Here is a 17,106-nt window from a genome sequence, read left to right as displayed (position 1 = left end):
ATTTCAGCTAGTTTCAAATCCGGACTGGTCGAACTTGAGTGTCTTGGCGTTCTCGGAGACGGTACGAACCCGACTCTCGTTGAAGCCGTCGGAGTCGTTTGCTTCGATCTCGATTCGTACCGTCACGCTGGTGTTTTCACCTGACCGAAGGTGCGCGAGGACTTCGTCGGCAACGTTCTTGAACTCCAACGCGATCTTGTCGGAGTTCAACGTCTTCACTCCGTAAAAGCGTGTCGGCCAGTCGTTGTCGTCCGCCGGACCGGGACCTGGCTTAGGTCCGGGACCTGGCTTGGGGCCCGTCCCGCTGCCCTGCTTTGGTCGAGGGCCAGGTTCGTCTGAACGTTGCATTTCTGCAGCGTCGGGCCGAACAAGGAGCAATGAATCAGTGACCACTGGCGAGTTCTCGGTGTCTTCTGGTGTCCAGAGGCTGATGTATCGGCCTGTGGACTCCTCATAGCCGGCTGCCAGGGCGAAGGCGTCTGTCTGCCAGATCATCGGCAGGTCGAGGATACCCGCGTCGAGAACGGACCGATCGCGTAGGCGCGGCATGTACGGGTACTGCGAGTACAGTCCCCATAGCGCTCCCAAGGACACGTGGCCGTCTTTCCAGATCTGTGGAACTTTGCCGATTGCGAGTCGGATCGTTGCCGCTGCCTGCCGCGTCGAGAGGTCGCCGTCGTTGCCCAGGCGGCGTGAGACGCGGTCTGCGAGAGCGTCGGACTGGCCTTCGACTTTGGTTTCTTTGATCAGAAACGGCGCGCCTGGGTCAGGTTGGTTGGGGACCAGTGCCCAGGTGAAGCTTTGCAGCAGACGGGCGGTGACCGTCTGGTCGGCCTGCGCCGCTCGCTGTGAGGCCTGATTCTTCTGGTTTTGGGTCAGGTCGAGGTCGACTTCGCTGGCTAAGACGTGTGTCCAGCCGAGGTAGTCACGGGTTGCGCTCTCAAGTTCCTCGAGGCGGGCGGCGTCGGCAGCGAGGTAGACCAGTGCGTTGCGATGTGCTCGGTTGGAGCTTCCGCGGTGTTCAGTGGCCTTGTGGGCGAAATCCTTTGCCGCAGACTCCGCTCCCCGCTTGTGGGTAACCTTCGGGTGCAGGACTACTAACCGCGTCTCATCGGTGTCGGGGATGTCGGCGTTCGTCTCTGGGCAGACGTGGACGCCGGCGAAGTCGCCTCGCTTGCGGCCTTGATCTTGTAGGCGTCGGACGATCTCGGCCCACACGTCTTCCTTGTGGAGACGTTCGGCCTGATCTTTTGCGGTGCGGGTGATGTTGGGTTGGACGTCGTACCAGTACTTCCCTGATCCGGAGTAGAAGTAGGTCGCTCGGTCGCCGAGCTGATTGAGCGCGGAGTGGAAGTTGCCGGGGATGTCGCCTGGGATGGCGGTGCCCAGAAAGACCCGTTGGGCGGCGATACCTTTGTGGACCGATCCGGGTGCGATCGTCGGAGCTGCCCCGAAAAAAACGGTGCGCGCCAGCCGCTTGGTCAACGCTCGCTGACCGAACAGTGGCTTCTCCTTGTCGATACGCACCGGCTCGGAGTTCGCGCCGTCGACGTCGGCGTCGATGATGGCTTTCCAGGAGTCCTGAAGGTATTGCGTCAGTTCAGAGTTGACGTTCGACGTGGCAAGCGGGATGGAGGCGGGCATGATGAGCGGGGACTGGTCTTCGCCGGTCCACAGGGCGTGGATGACGGTGCTCATCAGGCGCAGAACACCTCGCGTGCGTTGGAAACGCTCCAGTGATGACCATTCCTCGTAGAGGGTGTCGAACAGCTCTGGATGGATGGGGTAGGTGCGTTTGATCCGGTCCTCATAGGTGCTGTCGCGGGCCTCGCGGGGAAAGTCATCGGAGAATTTGCGGTACATCTCGACGTAAGTACGGGCGGTCGCGCCGATCGCGGCCAGCGCTGCGGCATCGGGCTGGGTGAATAGCCGCTGCTTGACGATGTGGTAGGCCTCGTCTGAGGAGGCGGGGCGCCATTGGTCGGCGACCCGCCGAACAACGTTTTGCAGGCGCTTGAGCGCCTCGAGTCCGTTCTGGCCGCCGACCTCTTCGGCGTTGCCTGCAACGACCTTGTCGTTGGCGTCGCCTGTTTCTGAGGCTGGGATCGAGATGGCCAGCAGGACGCCCGGGGTGCCTTTAACGGCTTCGGTGAGGGACTGGGCAAAGGTAAATTGGTCGTCGAAGGTGCCTCCGGCCAGGTCGTCTCGCCCGACGAGTGATCGTGCGTAGGCAACCCATTCGTCGATTAGGATGACGGCGGGTGCGTACGTGGCCAGCAGCTCGTGTAAGGCGTCGCCGGGATGGGTGCGGTCGTGGTCGGCGTTGGCGACGACCGCGTAGGCGTGCGGTCCACCGAGTTGCCACGCGAGTTCACCCCACATGGTGTTCACATGAGTGCCGTCGTCTTTGGTGACACCGGATGGGCTGAAGTGGTTTCCGACGATGGCGACGCGGTTGATCTTAGTGCCGGTGTATCCGCTGGCGGTGAGTAGCTCTTGTGTCTCCTGTGGAAAGTCTCCAACGGAGAGACCTGCAGCGATATGCCACAGCGACAACATGGAGTGGGTTTTGCCGCCACCAAAGTTGGTCTGCAAGTTGATGACCGGCGACACGTTGGGGTCTCCGCCGAGGCGGCGAACCGCCCGTCCGATGAGGTCGCGAAGGCCTTCGGTCAGGTAGGTCCGGCGGAAGAACTCGACGGGGTCGGCGTAGTCGGCATCGACCTCGCCGCCGGTAGCGACCTTGTACAGGTCGGCTGCGAACTCCGATGCGTGGAAGTTGCCGGTTGCTACGTCGTCGTGGGGTTGGAGGACCTCACGCCACGGGCGAAGACCCGTAGCTTCGGGGTTGTCCACCGCGGCTTTCAGGACCTTCTTGTCGTCTTTGTCGGCGGTAACACGGCGGAGGTTCAGGCGGATACTTCGGATTTGGTCCGCGTCTTTGGGGGCACCGATTAGTTTGAGGAGTCGTTCGCCGGTGTCGAGGGCGCGGTAGGCGTCGTCGTCGGTGAATGTGCGGTTGTGGGCCCACTCGTTGCGCACTTCGCGGAGCTCGCTGGCGAACGTTTCTCCGCTGCGGCCGATAACCTGTTGGAACGGATACCATCCGCGCTTGAACCCGGCGGTGATGTTGCCTTCCGTCAGGATCCTAAATTGCACCTGTGGGTCCAGGGCGTCGTACGTTTTCGTTGAAGGCGCACCGTTCTTGCTGTCCTTGGCCTGAACGAGTGTGGTCCAGACAGCGCCGAGTGCTGGGTCGCCTTGCCCGACGACAGTGGAGATGAAGTCATCGAGTGCCGGGGCGAGTACCTGGAACATGCGGTCAATGCGGTCGCGGTTACTTAGAGCCATTCCTGATCAACTCCCATTCCTGTGCCAGCATGTCTGTGAGCTGCTGCTGACGAGTAGCGATGACCTCGGGCGTCCAGGTGGGCTGGTCGAGCACCTGTGTGGTCAAAGCGAATACTGCTGAGCCGGTCGATGTCGTGAAGTACTTGGCTTTCTTGGCCAAGTAGTCGTAGTTGTTGGCTTGTGAGTTTTTTCGATGGTTCAGCAGCAGCAGGTTGCCCAGCTTGTGGGTAAGTTCAGCTCGTTGCTCGTCGGTGAAGTCCAGTCGCCATTGACTCGGGTCTTTTGGATTTTGTGGGAGTACGTGTTCGATAGAGATGATTGTGTGGTTGTAGGTCGCTCCAGGGTCTTTTGCCAGCAGCTCGTCTAGGCGGAGCAGCACGTAGCGTGCCCGGCGAGGTTGCATTTTGTAGATGTCGCCCTGCAGTGCTGCTAGTGAGAGTTCGCGTTCTTCATCGCTGAGGTCGAATGCGGTGGCATCGAGTCCGGCGCCGGCCTTGAGTTGGTTGAGTAGTTCGAGATAGCGCCCGATTCGCGGAGTGGTGTAGGCCTGGCGCAGCAGGAAGCTGGCTGCGAGGCGCTCCAGCTGTTTCAAGAACGCAGTGAGGAAGACTGCGTCGTCGGCGTGCTCCACCATGGCCCACAGAGCGCAGGGTCGCCAGTCCTTGTTGTCGACCATGTCCAGCCTCTTGAGCCAGTGATTGACCGGTTTCCATTCGTCACCGGGCCCGAAATCGAACGCGACAGTCCGCTCGAATGCTCTGGCGTAGGGCAGAAGCAGAGAGTCGACGAAGTCTGCGGCAGCGTTATTGTCAAGATACGGATCGAGTACCTGACTGGGGAACTCTACGAGTAGTTCACGGCGGGCACGCTCCCCACTCACGACCGTCCGGATATCACGGAAAAGCTCTGTGAAGTCGTCGCTCCCGAGCGCTTCCTCGGCGAGCTCCCACCGCTTCGAGTTCCCGCCAAGATCAGCGACCTGGCCAATCACCCGCGATTTGAAGATATCGGCCGGCGTGAGGTCGAGACCTCGGGCGTTCATCACGCTGAAGATGCGGTAGGCGCTGTCGAGACTCGGGGTGCTGACGACGACAAGGTAGGTTCGCGTGCTTGCAAGCGTCGCCAGCGCTCGGCGACGCTCGTCTGGCCATCCGCTCAACCGCGTCCAAAACGCTGCCGCATTGTCGCGTATCGCGCGCCGCGGCTCTGTTTCTGCGGCAGCGTCGGTCAGGGTCACCAGCGTCGATATATTCCCCGGGTCCTGCACATACTTGCGGAAAAACGGGGCGTCCTGCTCACGCAAAGTCAGCCGCGGACGCGACGCAATGCCATCCAGTTCGTTACCCGGGTCCAACACTCTGGCACTGAGGTTGCGTGCGAACTCGTCCCCCTCAACAACGTCTCGGAGAACGGAGAACAGTAAAGTGATTGTTGTGAGGCGCTGCTGACCGTCGATGACGTCGTAGGACCCGTCGGCTCGTTCAACTAGCACAAGCGAGCCCAGGAAGTACGGCTCGTCGTGATCACGATCAAGCGTTTCCTCCAGATCGTCCAGAAGCTGGAGCGCCTGGTCTCTCCCCCACCGATATGGTCGCTGGTATTCAGGGATATGGAACTCAAAGTCACTTGAGAAGACCTTTCGTAGTGGATGCTCGTGCGCAGTCAGCTTCCGCATCACTCGTCTCCTTCGTCAAAGTCGAACGCACCCTGCTTAACAACTGGCTTGCCCGCGCTTCGAGCGATTTCCAAGATTTCAGGCCAGCTAGTCACCAAAGTGTTGAAGCTGAGTGCGTCCTTTGTCCAACCATTGCCCTCGGCGATGCGAAAGAGCAGGTGAGCAAGTTCCTTGACCAGGTCACCATCGATCGCGCCGTCCGAACGACTGAACGCGGCATGGAGGAAGCCGCCCGCTGGGGCGATGCCATCTCGCTCCAGGACTTTGATGAGGTGGTGCAGCGCTTCCCAGTTGCTAAAGTGCGGGTCCTTGAGAACGTCGTAGTCCCACGAGAGACCGGCGGGCTTGATGAGCTGCACGCTTCCAGCACGACTCGTTAAGATCATTTGGCGGTCCATCGCGTCCACACTGGTATTCCGTGCACGAGCGAGGTTGTCAGCGTCGCCGAACTTGCCAACCCCATAGCCGTGCTGGCGGTACCACGCGATTGCGAATCTGGAAGTCGCATCGAAGTCACCCTCCTGCTCGTTCAGGACTTGGTCAAGAATCTCATTGATACGTGACAAGGCTGCTCGAACGGTCATCCTGCTTCCGTCGGATTCAATAACAGCTGAGTAGCGACTGAACACCGCCATGCCAGGCCCAATGGCTGCTTGCGGAAGGTCAACGGGCGCGACCTGCCCCTGTTGGAGCTTGCGGAGGGCTGCGGGGAGTTCTGCAGTCAACGTAGCGATGAAACCCCGTCGATCTGTGGTGGTCACTCCGCCGGGACGTGGTCGCAGGGAGAGCACGATCGACGATGCCAACGCGTTCTTACCTTGTGCCAGCATGCGCGACGCGGTCTCAGTCCGGAACGGCCACGTCGAGGTGATCATCCAGCCGGCCCGGATCATTCCCTCCAGCAAAGTCTCCCAACCTGAAGAAGCTTGGCCGTCGGCGTCAGTCTCGCTCTGTTTGAAGGCGTAGTAAACCGTAATTGGGTAGTCTGGCGACGCGACTTCTCGGGCGTTTGCGAAAACCGTCCGAAAACCGTCCTCAAAGAACGTTTTGGCTCCTTGTTTGTCCTCGTGGCGATAGGGGTTCGCCACCAGTTCTTCAGCCTTAGGGACGAGAAGGGTTGACAAGAGATCCGGATGCACCGCCCGTAGGGTTCGTCGGAGCCATACATAGAAGAAGTCCGACAGTTCGGCGTATTCAACGTTGTCGTAGTAGGGCGGGTCCGTCGACATGACGAGCGGCTGCCGTGACGCATCTTGCGCCGACTGTTGCCGGGCCGTGGCCGGGGTGTCGATTACGAGCCCGTCAAGGGCCTGCGCCGCCAACTCAACCTGCGACGCCCAGGTGCCCGAACCCGTCCCCAGGATGTTCACTTCAAAGAAGTCCCACGCCATGGGGATCGCCTGCCGGGCGAAGACGTTGCGAATCTGTTCATTCTGGTAGTGCCAAGTGGTGACATTCGCCTGGTAATCAGTCCCTCTACTGACAGCCAGGCCGAGGTAGGTGGCGACAGCGTCGGCGTAATTGAGAGCCCCTCCGTGGCCGACGACCGCGTCTCGGACCTCCTGCACCAGGTCGCTAAGTGTCGTTATTACCGTCAACTGGCGCGCGGTGAAAAGATCTGCGAACTCCGTCAGGCCGTAAGTCGGCGCCTTTAGGTCTCGCGGATAGAAGCCGACTTCACCTCGTATAGTCTCAGCCGGTCGGATGACATCCGCCGCCACTGCCTGGGCGGCAGTTGGCGAAATGTAGTCGCGCCTCCGCCCGCCGTCTACAATCGTGGCCAGGAGTTGTTGGCCGAGCCGTTTAGCACGGCCCTCTTCTCGAATATAAGTCAGTGGCACCGCTGTGCCGCACGACACACACTTGGCGCCTCGTCGTCCTACGGTGCCGTCATCAACGTCCGAAGGCGCTTCTATCGGCCGTTCGCTAACGCTGTATTCAATTCGCATGCCCGAGGAATGTGTGGGGTCGTCTACAACCGTAGGAACTATGAACACTTTACGAGTAGACCTCTTCGCTACCCACCACGACTTCACGAGCGGCATATCAATGCCGCAAGCAGGGTTGGGACAACGTACGGTCCGCGCCCACAGCCACCCAATCGGGGACTTTCCGCTTTCACTTGGATAGGTATTTTTGTGGAGATCCAAGGCCCGCTCTTTGATCCAAGAGCCATAGGCACGTACATCAGCACCAAGCCCTTGGGCGCCCCTCCAATTACGGATCTGCGAGTCCGCTAGCGCGGGATATACGGGAGCCTGGTCCTTGAATGCGGGCGGAATCTCGATGAGAGCTTTGTTGATCAGCACCGCGACGGGGTTGAGATCCGACGCACGTGCCTCCAAGCCCAACCGCTGAGCCTCCAGCGGAATGCTGCCTCCACCCGCAAACGGATCAAAGATGGCTGGGAGAGAAGTACCCGCCGATCTTTTGATTTCTGCGCGAACCTCGGCCAAGAGCCGCGGATCTCGCGCGTTGTCCCAACAGACAAGTCGCTCAATGAGCGTGTGCAAGCGCTCCCGCTCAGCCCGCTGGTCCTCGACGGTCGGAAACCGCTCTGGATCCGATGACGGATCATCGACCAACTGTGCGAAAAGGACGGCTCTCGCGGTCGCCAGCTTTCGGCGTGCCCACCAGAAATGCATCCTCCACGGGTGATTTGATCGCTTCGGGGTATCGCGCTCCGCTTCTCGGTTGATCGCGTCCAATGGCAGTGCCACTTCGATCAGCTTGCGCTTGTACACAGATCCCTCGATCTTCCGTGCCCGGAATCACGGGCTAACATCGCCACTGTCGCGGCATTCTTTTTGGACATGAACCTACGCGGTGAGCCCGACGCTGTGGAACACTAGTCGCCGGTACAGGTATCTGGACGTCAGAACGGCGACATGCCTTTAGCCCAGGTCTTGCCCCAGTTGCCTCGGATTCCGGTGGCCTCGAAGTCGCCGAGATCGGTGGTGGCGAAGGGATTGTCGAGGTACCGGACCTCGTCGTACTGCGGACCGCGAGGGTCGACCTTGACGAGAGCGAGGCGGTACCGCGGAACGGCGTTCTTGCCGGTCATGACTTCGTTGTGGGTCACGAAGAAGTCTTTGGCGCCTTCGATGCGCGCTTTCACCTCGATCCTGTAGGTGTCGCCTTTGGCGTCTGCCGAAAGGATGTCGAATCCTTTGTTGTTGAAGGCTTGTTCGACCGGTCTGCGTCCTAGCTCGTACTCGCAGGACAGGACGAGGTCAACTCCGCGGCGCTCGACTTCTTTGGTTTCTTTAGCGTGGATAGGTGCGGTTGCTGGGATGTCGTCGTCCAGCAGTCCGATCGGAAGGACTAAAGCGGCCGTGACGATATGCGGGGGCTTGGTCGACATGAGCTGCTGTTGATCCAGCAAGGCTAAGCGTTTGCGCAGCCGCGCATCGAGCTCTACGGCTTTGCGATTGAGGCTGTCGGAAGACTCTCTGGGTCTTTCGCCTTTCTGCTCTTTCTCTGATGCCACCGCAGCGTCGAGCAGGATTCGTTCGCTTTCGGAGCTGAGCCGTTTAGTCACCAGTTCGCGGGCCTTCCCGAGCTCTGTAAGTCGTCGTGGCTGAATCTCGGCGAGGTAGTCCGGGAGCTGGTTGGCAATGACCCAGCTCATTGCTTTGTCTTCCGCGTCACCAAGCCAAGCGAGACTCCGCGCTGCGTCAACGGCTGGACTCGCGGGTGCGGCGACGCAGTCGAGGTAGGGCGCCGGTCCGGCGGGTTTGACGGTGCCGCACTGGTCGACGTAGGCGTAGCCGAAGCGCCGGTTGACTGATCCGCCGGTGGCGTCGGTGATCTCTTCGACGACCCCGACGAGGAGTTGGGGCTCTTCGAGTGTGGCAGAGACCAGGGTGGTTCCCTGGTTGAGGGCGCCGCCGAAAGTTCGGATCGCCTCGCTCATGACCGCGTCGTGGAGTGGGTGTCCCGGTGCTAGGAGATCGGCGCGAGTGAGGTCGCCGGGTTGGACGAAGCTGAGATCGAAGGTGACGCGGTCGTACTTTGTTGCGATCGGGCCAGTGCCGGCTGAGCGAATGTGTTGTGGAACGTTGCTGATTTCGTAGCGTCCTTTTTCTCGTTTGACGATGCGGCCGCCGAGTTTTGTGAACGCGGCTTTGAAGGACAGTTCGATGTAGTGCGGTTGGAGCCGGCGGGCGCGGGCGTCGTCCATTGCGGCTCTTAGAGCGCGGAGGTCAGCGTCGGCGAGGTGTTCGGAGGCGAGGGCGCGTTCGTCGAGCAGGTCTTTGAGTCCGTCGCCGATGGAAGCGTCGATGACTTCGTGCATCTTGGCCTTGACGTCGGCCCGCTCGCCGTACTGGATGGCTTCGAGCAGCAGGTTTCGCAGTGGGGTGTCGGCGAAGGCCTCACCGAGTACATCGAACACTTTGCCGCCGTATGTCTGTCGCATTTGTTCAAGTTTTTCGAGTAGGCGGGTGAAGACTTCGCCCTCGCGGGTGTTGGCGGCGACGAGGTTCCACAGTCGGCAGACTTCATCTTGTCCGATGCGGTGGACGCGGCCAAACCGTTGTTCGATTCGGTTCGGGTTCCAGGGGAGGTCGTAGTTGACCATGAGGTGGGCGGCCTGCAGGTTGAGGCCTTCACCGGCGGCGTCGGTGGCCAGGAGGATCTGGCAGTCGTGGTTCTTGGTGAACTCTTCGGTGATCTGGCGACGCTCGGCGCGACGCACGCCGCCGTGGATGGCGCGCACTGCGTCGGGCTTGCCCAGGAGTGAGCCGATCTTGGTCTGGAGGTAGCCAAGGGTGTCTCGGTGCTCGGTGAAAATTATGAACTTGCGTGGCCAGCCGTTTGGATCTGTGGTGAGCGCGTTGTCCTGGAGAATATTTGACAGTTCGGTCCACTTGCGGTCAGTACCAGCTTCGCGGACGAGTCGTGCGGTTTTGATGAGGTCGCTGAGTTCGGCGAGTTCTGCGTTGAGCTCTTCGACTGTCTGGGCAGCGGTCGCTGCATCCAGGAGTTCTTCTTCGATCTGTTCGAGCTCATCGGCGTTGTACTCGTCGTCGTCGATGGCGCCAACATCGACAGTCGGTTCACCGTCGCGGTAAGTACCGTTTTGGATTTCGAATTTCTTGCGTTCGAGGCGTTCTGAGCGTCGTACGAGGCTTTTGTAGATCGCTTCTGGACTGGATGCGAGTCGTCGCTGCAAGACAGTGAGTGCGAAACCGACGGTGTTCTTGCGTTTGCCACCGATGCGATCAGCGCGGTTCATCCCCTCCCGGACGTATTTTGTAACGTCTTCGTAGAGGTCATACTCGCGAGCGGTCAGTTCATAGGGGACGGTCTCTGCAATACGTTCGGGGAACAACTTCTTACCGTCAAAAGTCAGGAGGTCTTCTTTGACCATGCGGCGCATAACACCGCTCACGTCGACACTCTTGTTACGTTTGCCTTCGAACCGGTCCCGGTCGAGCAGGGTCAGGAAAAGCTGGAAGTCTTCCTCCTTGCCTGAGTGCGGGGTCGCTGTCATCAGGAGCAAGTGGCGGGTGATCTGGCCGAGGATTTCGCCCAGCAGGAACCGTTTCGTCTTGCGAAGCTCTCCCCCGAAATAGTGCGCTCCCATCCGGTGGGCCTCGTCGACGATGATCAGGTCCCACTGGGTCTCTTTGAGCTGAGCCTGGAGCTGCTCGTTGCGGGAGAGTTGGTCCATCCGTGCGATCAGAAGCGGGTTGGTCTCGAAGACGTTGAAGTTAGCTTGGGCATCAATGAGCTGGTTGGTCAGGAGATCAAAGCGGAGCCCGAACTTGAAAAACAGTTCGTCCTGCCACTGCTCGACCAGTCCGCCGGGCGCGATAATAAGACACTGCTTGACGTCGTCGCGCAGTAGCAGCTCCTTGATGTAGAGGCCAGCCATGATCGTCTTGCCGGCGCCCGGGTCGTCGGCGAGAAGGAATCGCAGTGGGGTGCGGGGCAGGAGTTCGCCATATACCGCGCGGATCTGGTGCGGCAGCGGTTGAACATCGCTAGTGGCGACGGCAAGCATGGGATCGAACAGCCCGGCCAGTGAAATACGCTGGGCCTCGGCGACGAGTTTGAAGTCGCTCGCGGTGGCATCGAAGGCGCGGCTACCACTTTGAGCAACTCTTAGATTGTCCTGGTCTTTCCGGAACACGACTTGCTGTCCAAGCCCGCCCGCGGCGTTTTTGTAGGTCAGTTCCAGCGCGTCGACGCCGTGCCACTGCGCCGCTATGACCGTGACCACCTCGTTGGGAATGACCCCGTCGATTCGCAGACCGGACTTCAATACTTCAAGCTGCACGAACAGACCTCCCGATTGACAGCCCCTGAACGCTACTCGAAACCGACGACAGTTTGGACGATCCCGCTACATGCACCGCCATTGAGGAATGACCCGGCGCCCCAGGTCGTTGGACAACAAGGCCGAACCGGGCCGATCCTGCCAGCAGTACTCCCGTTCGTCACAGCGAGGAAGGTGTGTCGCAGGTGTGAGCGTGCATCGTTGTCGCGGTCGCAACCAGCACCCACGCAGCGCCACACCGACGACTGTTGTCAATCGCGGCTTAAGCATTCGTAGCGAGGGCCCCAGCGTCATACGCAATGATGGCTGACAGACGAGCCAGGCCTCTTCGTTGCGCGAACAGCCTTGGACTGTCTGGTCGACAGCTTCCCGACCGGGTCACCGTTCGCCGCGTCCCAGTCTTCGTCGGTCCTCACGACCGAACCATCGTCGACAGGCAGTAGACCGTTTCGGATACGTCTCGGCGAACGCTTTAGCGATCCAGGATGGCCGCGGCCCCACCGTGCGGTCGTAGACAGTGCCAGATCCCCCGTCATTGTCATGGTGCCACCACCTTCCCCACTGCCCAGCACCCTTCTGTTGCCCTCGGTTATCCATTTGCGCAGATGCATGGTTTCCAAGCCGCGCTAATTGGATTTAGCGCAGGATGTCCCATCCGGGCCCACGGCTCGCGCGGGCCAGTTCTCCGGTACGACCAGTCCGATTGTTCGCAGGCCATGATGGTGGCATGGCTGCCACCCACTCTTCGCCCCAGTTCGAGTCAAAGAGCGCGCGGCTCGAACACCCACATGTTGCGACGTTGAACGCAATGGTGAGGCAGTGGCGTGAAGGCGCTGGTAGTCCAGTGGTCCCGTGGTTCGATCCCGATGACGCGGGAACAGCAGCGAGAGTCCTGATTTTGATGGAGTCCCCTGCCCCTGCCACTGCTGAAATGGGCGCGGCAGCATTCTGCTCTTTGGACAACGCCGATCGCTCGAACCGCACCATGCGGTCGATGATGGATGAGGTCGGCTTGGCCCGCTCGGCATGTGTCAAGTGGAACGTCGTTCCTTGGGTGTCGCACACTCGGGCACCCACTCTCGCCGACATCGATGCCGCCCGACCCATGTTGATCGCCGTGCTCGACCAGCTTCCCGTGCTTGAAGTCGTTGTGGCCGTGGGAAAGCCTGCGTTGCAAGGACTCACCCGCGCCTTGTGGGCGGGTGAGTTGCCAGGCCTTTATCGGCTGGTGTCCACACCCCACCCGTCACAGCGCACTGCGCTCGCCGCAATCGCCGCCGCGGACCGCCTTCGCTCCACGCTGACTCGTATAGCTGAACACATCGCCACCGCCGAGGGTTGAGCAGCAGTACCCGTGGCCTTGACCCCGCCGCGGCGTGAAAGTGCCGCTTTGGCCCAACTCCTTTCACAAGCTGACGGTTGTCGCCGCTTGCGGACCTCGAACTCGGATCTACGATGGCGCTCATGACACAGGCAGTAGTCGCAAGCGCGTATGGCGGTCCGGAAGTCCTCCAGGTCAAAGGTCTCGACCTGGGTTCCCCGGGGCCCGGAGAAGTGCTGATCGACGTCAGAGCGGCAGGCGTCAACCCCGTTGACCTCAAGCTCTACAGCGGCGCCTTCGGTACCGACCCGAGCAAGCTCCCTCTGCACTTGGGCATGGAGGTGTCGGGTGTGGTCGCCGCCGTCGGACCCGATGCCGCGGGCATCTCAGGTCCACTATCCGTCGGCGACGAGGTGATCGCCTTCCGGGTCAAAGGTGGCTATGCAGAGCAGGTACTGACGTCGGCCTCCAACGTGGTGACCAAGCCCGCCACGATTTCGTTCGAACAAGCGGCGGGTCTGATGCTCGTCGGTGCAACCGCAGTTCATCTGCTCGAGACCGTCCACCCTGTGGCGGGCGAGACGTTGTTGATCCACGGTGGTGCAGGTGGGGTTGGGCTCAGCGCCGTCCAATTGGCGGTGCTGCGCGGGTCCACGGTGGTCGCCACCGCCAGCCATCGCAGGCACGGTGTCCTGACCGAATTGGGTGCTGTGCCTGTCGTTTACGGGTCGGGCCTGGCCGACCGCGTCCGTTCCCTCGCACCGGAGGGCGTCGACGCCGCCATCGACACCGTGGGCACGGACGAAGCAATATCGGTATCGCTCGAGTTGGTCTCGGATCAAAGCCGGATCGCGACCATCGCCGGCTTCGGAAAAACCGACGGGACCGGGATCAAACTCCTCGGGAACGGGCCCGGAGCCGACCCCGGCACCGCCATTCGTGATGCCGCACGCGCTGACCTCGCGAGGTTGGCCGGCGACGGCAGCCTGAGGGTCGAGATCGACCGGACCTACTCGCTCGCACACGCAGAGGACGCCCACCGGTACCTCCAGGACGGTCACGCTGCAGGCAAGGTGATCCTGCTGCCCTGACCACAGGGCTACCAGCTCAACGACGGTTCATCCTCGGCGACAACGATTCCGACACTTCCGGACTCGACGTGTCGAACGCCGAACAACATCTCGATCAGCTCCTCGGCGGTCAGCCCTGCTTCTTCTGACCATCGTCGTGACCTGTGTAGCGCACGCGACGACCACGTCGTCACCGACGCCGAGGACCCCGAGCCGAATTCGACAACCACCTGCCCGGCCGCACCGGGGGCCACCTCAGCAGTGAGGCTTGCAATACTGTCAGCGGAGAAGACGGCGCGGCCGGTCACCTCGACGACGAACCGGCACCGCGACAGCACCTTTGAGTCCGGCTCGCCGATCCGGACCCGGGAGTCGTGGATACCCAGTTCGCGAAGCAGAGCGCCTGCGTCGAGTCCGGTCAACCACACCGCACTGTCGACGCCCGTGAGCACGCTGGACACGGTGTGCAGCAACGACGGCGCGGTGTGACCATCGGTCGAGATCACCACGGCCACGTCTGGGATGAGGTACCCGAGACCCGTGGTCCTGGCGGCGGGATCGGTGAGCAACGGCGCCAGGGCCAGTGCTTCGGCGTTCTTTTCCGCCGCCCGGTCCGCCACCGACCGCTCCGCCCAGTCAGGCCCGTCGTGCCAGGCCACCGCTGCGGGTTCATGCGCGAATACGGCGCCCATCATGAAGGCACGGTTCGCCAGTTCCCAGTCCTCTCCCCCGTATTGCACAAAAGACTCGTCAAAACCGCCGATGGCTTCGAAAAGATTACGGCTGCAAGTCATCACAGCACTGAGCACATATTTGTACCCATCCCAGCCGGGCGCGAGAAGGTTGAGGGTGCGGTCGTATCCGTCCACCAACCATTGCGGTTCGTGGCCGTGCGCCTGTTCTTTGTGCGCGTTGTCGGACAACCAGCTGACGACCAAGTCCGCAGTGACCTGCGCGAGGTCTGCGTGCTTACGCCTTCCGACGACGATGGTGTCCGGGGCCACCGCGGGCAATCGGACGGCCAGGCGGATGTAGTCGGGTGTGGGCACGGTATCGGCATCGAGGAAGCACAAGATCGACCCCGTGGACGACGACGCGCCTAGATTGCGAGCGGCCGCCGCGCGAAACCCCCTGTCCTCCTGACTGACCACTGTCACCGACAGCTTCGAGGCCCACTCGCTGAGATCGGGTGCCTGCGCGGACCCGTCATCTGCGATCACCACCTCTAACCGATCTCGTGGATATGTCTGCGCCGTCAATGCTTTCAGCACGAGGTCCAGCTGACGTCGCTGGTTGTAGTACGGGATGACAACACTCACCAACGGCGTATCCGACGAGTACCCGACGAGGTCCCACCGATTGTCCGGCAGGATCATCCGTCCGTCGTCGAGAGGAATCGCGCTCACGCACTCCACCGCCGCAGTAGCCGCTCGTACGTCGTTGCCACGTCCGCGGGCGTCGGCATCGGCTTTGCCGCCGAATCGATCCAGGTGCTCCCAGGATCGGCGATGGCACGATGGATCGCGGCTCGCAGCGAATTGGTGTCGTCGGCGTGCAAGGCGACCACGCCAGGGGACCGTGTCGCGATCTCCTCGGTGTACGCGGTCCGCGGTACCAGTGGCCGGCGGCCCGCCGAAATCCATGAGTTGATGGAGCCGGATGCGGACATGTGTCTGTGAAAGGCCACCGGCACGGTGACCTCGGCCGCTCGCCTGCGAAGTTCGTCATCGGACAGGAAGCCGGTGATCTCGCACGTTCGACCCATATCCGCCGCCATCACCTCGAGTTCATCGGCGATGTGTTGATGGCCCGGTGAAGGACGACCGAGCGCGACGAAGCCAACAGACGGATCAAGCCCCGACATCGCTTGCAGGGTTTCGCCATGCCCCTTACCCGGGTAGAGAAAACCCAGGACTGCAACCGTCAATCGTGCAGTCGGAACCGGCTTTTCGACACGAACATCGTCGAACATCAGCGGAACCACTTCGACGACGATGTCTCGGTCGACGAAGTCGGCGAACAGTGTCGCTTCATGGCGGCTCGACACGATCACCCCCGAGGCAGCTCGCGCCACCGACCGGTAGAACTCCACCCGGGCAGGCATGGCCTGACCGTCCGACGGCTGAGGAAGGTCATGGAGGGTCACCGACACAGGCCGACTCAGATTCTCGATCATCGACAAGACCGTGCGGCGGGCTTCGGTCGGCGTACGTCCGAACAGGCGGTCTGTCACGTGCAGATGCACAAGCGCGCAGTCGTCCAACATGTCTCGGACGTCAGTGGTCGGGTCGTCGACAATCGGGCCATCCAGGTGGTGCAGTCGATGGTCGGCGCCCTCCGCGATCGCAGCATCGAAGACCGAATGCGCGTAGCGAACAACACCATGCGCTCGAGGCCCGACGGCGAGGTGACCAATCGGTCTCGTCATGACAGACCCAATATGGAGACCAGCTCCCGGTACCGTTCCAGGGCCGCGTCGATGTACTCCGGATGGTCGGCGTACCAGAGCATTTGGCGTTTGTGTACATCTTCTTCACTCACCTGCGCCCCGTCCACCGACCACGAGAGCCGGGCGGCGGCCTGCACACCCAAGGCCTCGATCACACGTTGTTCCAGTGGAGCCCGGGTGTTTCCGAGCAACTCGCGATCCGGCGCGATCGGCGCGGGTGCACCGAGTGCGTCGAGTATTCGCTCGCCGAGCACCATCAACGTCTTGTTGCCGGGGTGATTGATCGTGTGCGCGGCATCTGCCCCGAGGTCGAGCAGGGTATCGGAAATCGAGACGTCGCAATGCCGGCTCTCGCGGGCCGACAGCTGAGCGATACTCCACCGCGCTGCTTCACGAACACGTTCAGGCGTGACCTCGACGTCCCAGTCCTCGAAGGACTCTCGTCCGTCGCGAGCCGCAAGAACAGTCCTGAGATCGTGGTAGGGAACGGCCGCCGGCACCGCAGCCGGGCTTGCCGGGTGCCTAACGATGACCTGGAAGGGGTACAGCCCTCCGTAGCGGATCACCGGCCACACGATGCGCTGCGCCGAGGGTGCCATGTCGGCCAGATCGGGACCGCCGATCGGTAGGCCCCGGTATCCCTCACGCACCGGCTGCGACACGATGACACCGGCTTGACGGATCAGATCTTCTACCCGGGGAATGTCGGACGCCTCCAATTCGTGGACAGGGGGAACCCGGACCGTGCGGTAAGGAAGGTCGCGCGAACCCGACAAGACGATCCGCAGTGCCTCGGCCTGACAGTTGCCCCACACGACCAGAATTTGCCGATCATCCGTCGTCGCGGTGTCGGCGACACCGTAGAACTCTCCATAGTGCCGGGTACGTCCGTCCACTTCTGCCCTTCTGCTCACCGTCGTCGGACCCTGCATATCGGCTGGGCGCCGCGATAGT

The 17,106-nt window shown here is 61.5% G+C and carries 9 protein-coding genes; 2 read left to right on the top strand and 7 right to left on the bottom strand.

What is annotated here, in order from left to right; genetic code table 11:
- Positions 1-3: 3 nt before the first annotated feature.
- From CSW57_RS21175 to CSW57_RS21160, 4 genes are all read right to left on the bottom strand, one after another.
- Positions 4-3,351, bottom strand: a complete 3,348-nt coding sequence (locus tag CSW57_RS21175; protein WP_099384398.1) for a Swt1 family HEPN domain-containing protein — start codon at positions 3,349-3,351, stop codon at positions 4-6.
- A complete protein-coding gene (locus CSW57_RS21170; protein WP_099384689.1) occupies positions 3,338-5,026 on the bottom strand; it encodes a DUF262 domain-containing protein in 1,689 nt (562 codons plus the stop codon). Before CSW57_RS21170 ends, CSW57_RS21175 begins: the two co-directional genes overlap by 14 nt.
- On the bottom strand, positions 5,026-7,770 hold the full coding sequence (locus CSW57_RS21165; protein WP_099384397.1) for a DUF1156 domain-containing protein: 2,745 nt from the start codon (positions 7,768-7,770) through the stop codon (positions 5,026-5,028). Before CSW57_RS21165 ends, CSW57_RS21170 begins: the two co-directional genes overlap by 1 nt.
- Before the next feature lie 131 nt (positions 7,771-7,901).
- Positions 7,902-11,312: a helicase-related protein gene (locus CSW57_RS21160; protein ID WP_099384396.1), complete on the bottom strand. Its 3,411-nt coding sequence runs from the start codon at positions 11,310-11,312 to the stop codon at positions 7,902-7,904.
- 727 nt (positions 11,313-12,039) lie between these two features.
- Between CSW57_RS21160 and CSW57_RS21155 the strand changes: the two genes are divergently transcribed.
- Positions 12,040-12,654, top strand: a complete 615-nt coding sequence (locus CSW57_RS21155) for a uracil-DNA glycosylase (protein ID WP_189339347.1) — start codon at positions 12,040-12,042, stop codon at positions 12,652-12,654.
- Between the two features lie 122 nt (positions 12,655-12,776).
- Positions 12,777-13,724, top strand: a complete 948-nt coding sequence (locus CSW57_RS21150) for a quinone oxidoreductase family protein (RefSeq protein ID WP_099384688.1) — start codon at positions 12,777-12,779, stop codon at positions 13,722-13,724.
- An 8-nt stretch (positions 13,725-13,732) separates the two neighbouring features.
- Here CSW57_RS21150 and CSW57_RS21145 read toward each other — a convergent pair whose 3' ends face one another.
- From CSW57_RS21145 to CSW57_RS21135, 3 genes are read right to left on the bottom strand one after another with little or no spacing between them, the layout of a single operon-like run.
- Positions 13,733-15,109, bottom strand: a complete 1,377-nt coding sequence (locus tag CSW57_RS21145) for a glycosyltransferase (protein ID WP_189339346.1) — start codon at positions 15,107-15,109, stop codon at positions 13,733-13,735.
- Complete coding sequence (locus tag CSW57_RS21140; RefSeq protein ID WP_099384394.1) at positions 15,106-16,131, bottom strand: hypothetical protein; 1,026 nt, start codon at positions 16,129-16,131, stop codon at positions 15,106-15,108. The genes CSW57_RS21145 and CSW57_RS21140 overlap by 4 nt, the downstream gene beginning before the upstream one ends.
- Complete coding sequence (locus CSW57_RS21135) at positions 16,128-17,066, bottom strand: WcbI family polysaccharide biosynthesis putative acetyltransferase (RefSeq protein ID WP_223249380.1); 939 nt, start codon at positions 17,064-17,066, stop codon at positions 16,128-16,130. Before CSW57_RS21135 ends, CSW57_RS21140 begins: the two co-directional genes overlap by 4 nt.
- Positions 17,067-17,106: the final 40 nt, after the last annotated feature.

Origin of the sequence: Williamsia muralis, from assembly GCF_002735905.1 — a bacterium.
In the GTDB taxonomy this organism is placed as follows: domain Bacteria; phylum Actinomycetota; class Actinomycetes; order Mycobacteriales; family Mycobacteriaceae; genus Williamsia; species Williamsia muralis_A.
Note: the sequence above shows the minus strand (reverse complement) of the source record. Positions and strands in the feature narration are given on the sequence as shown.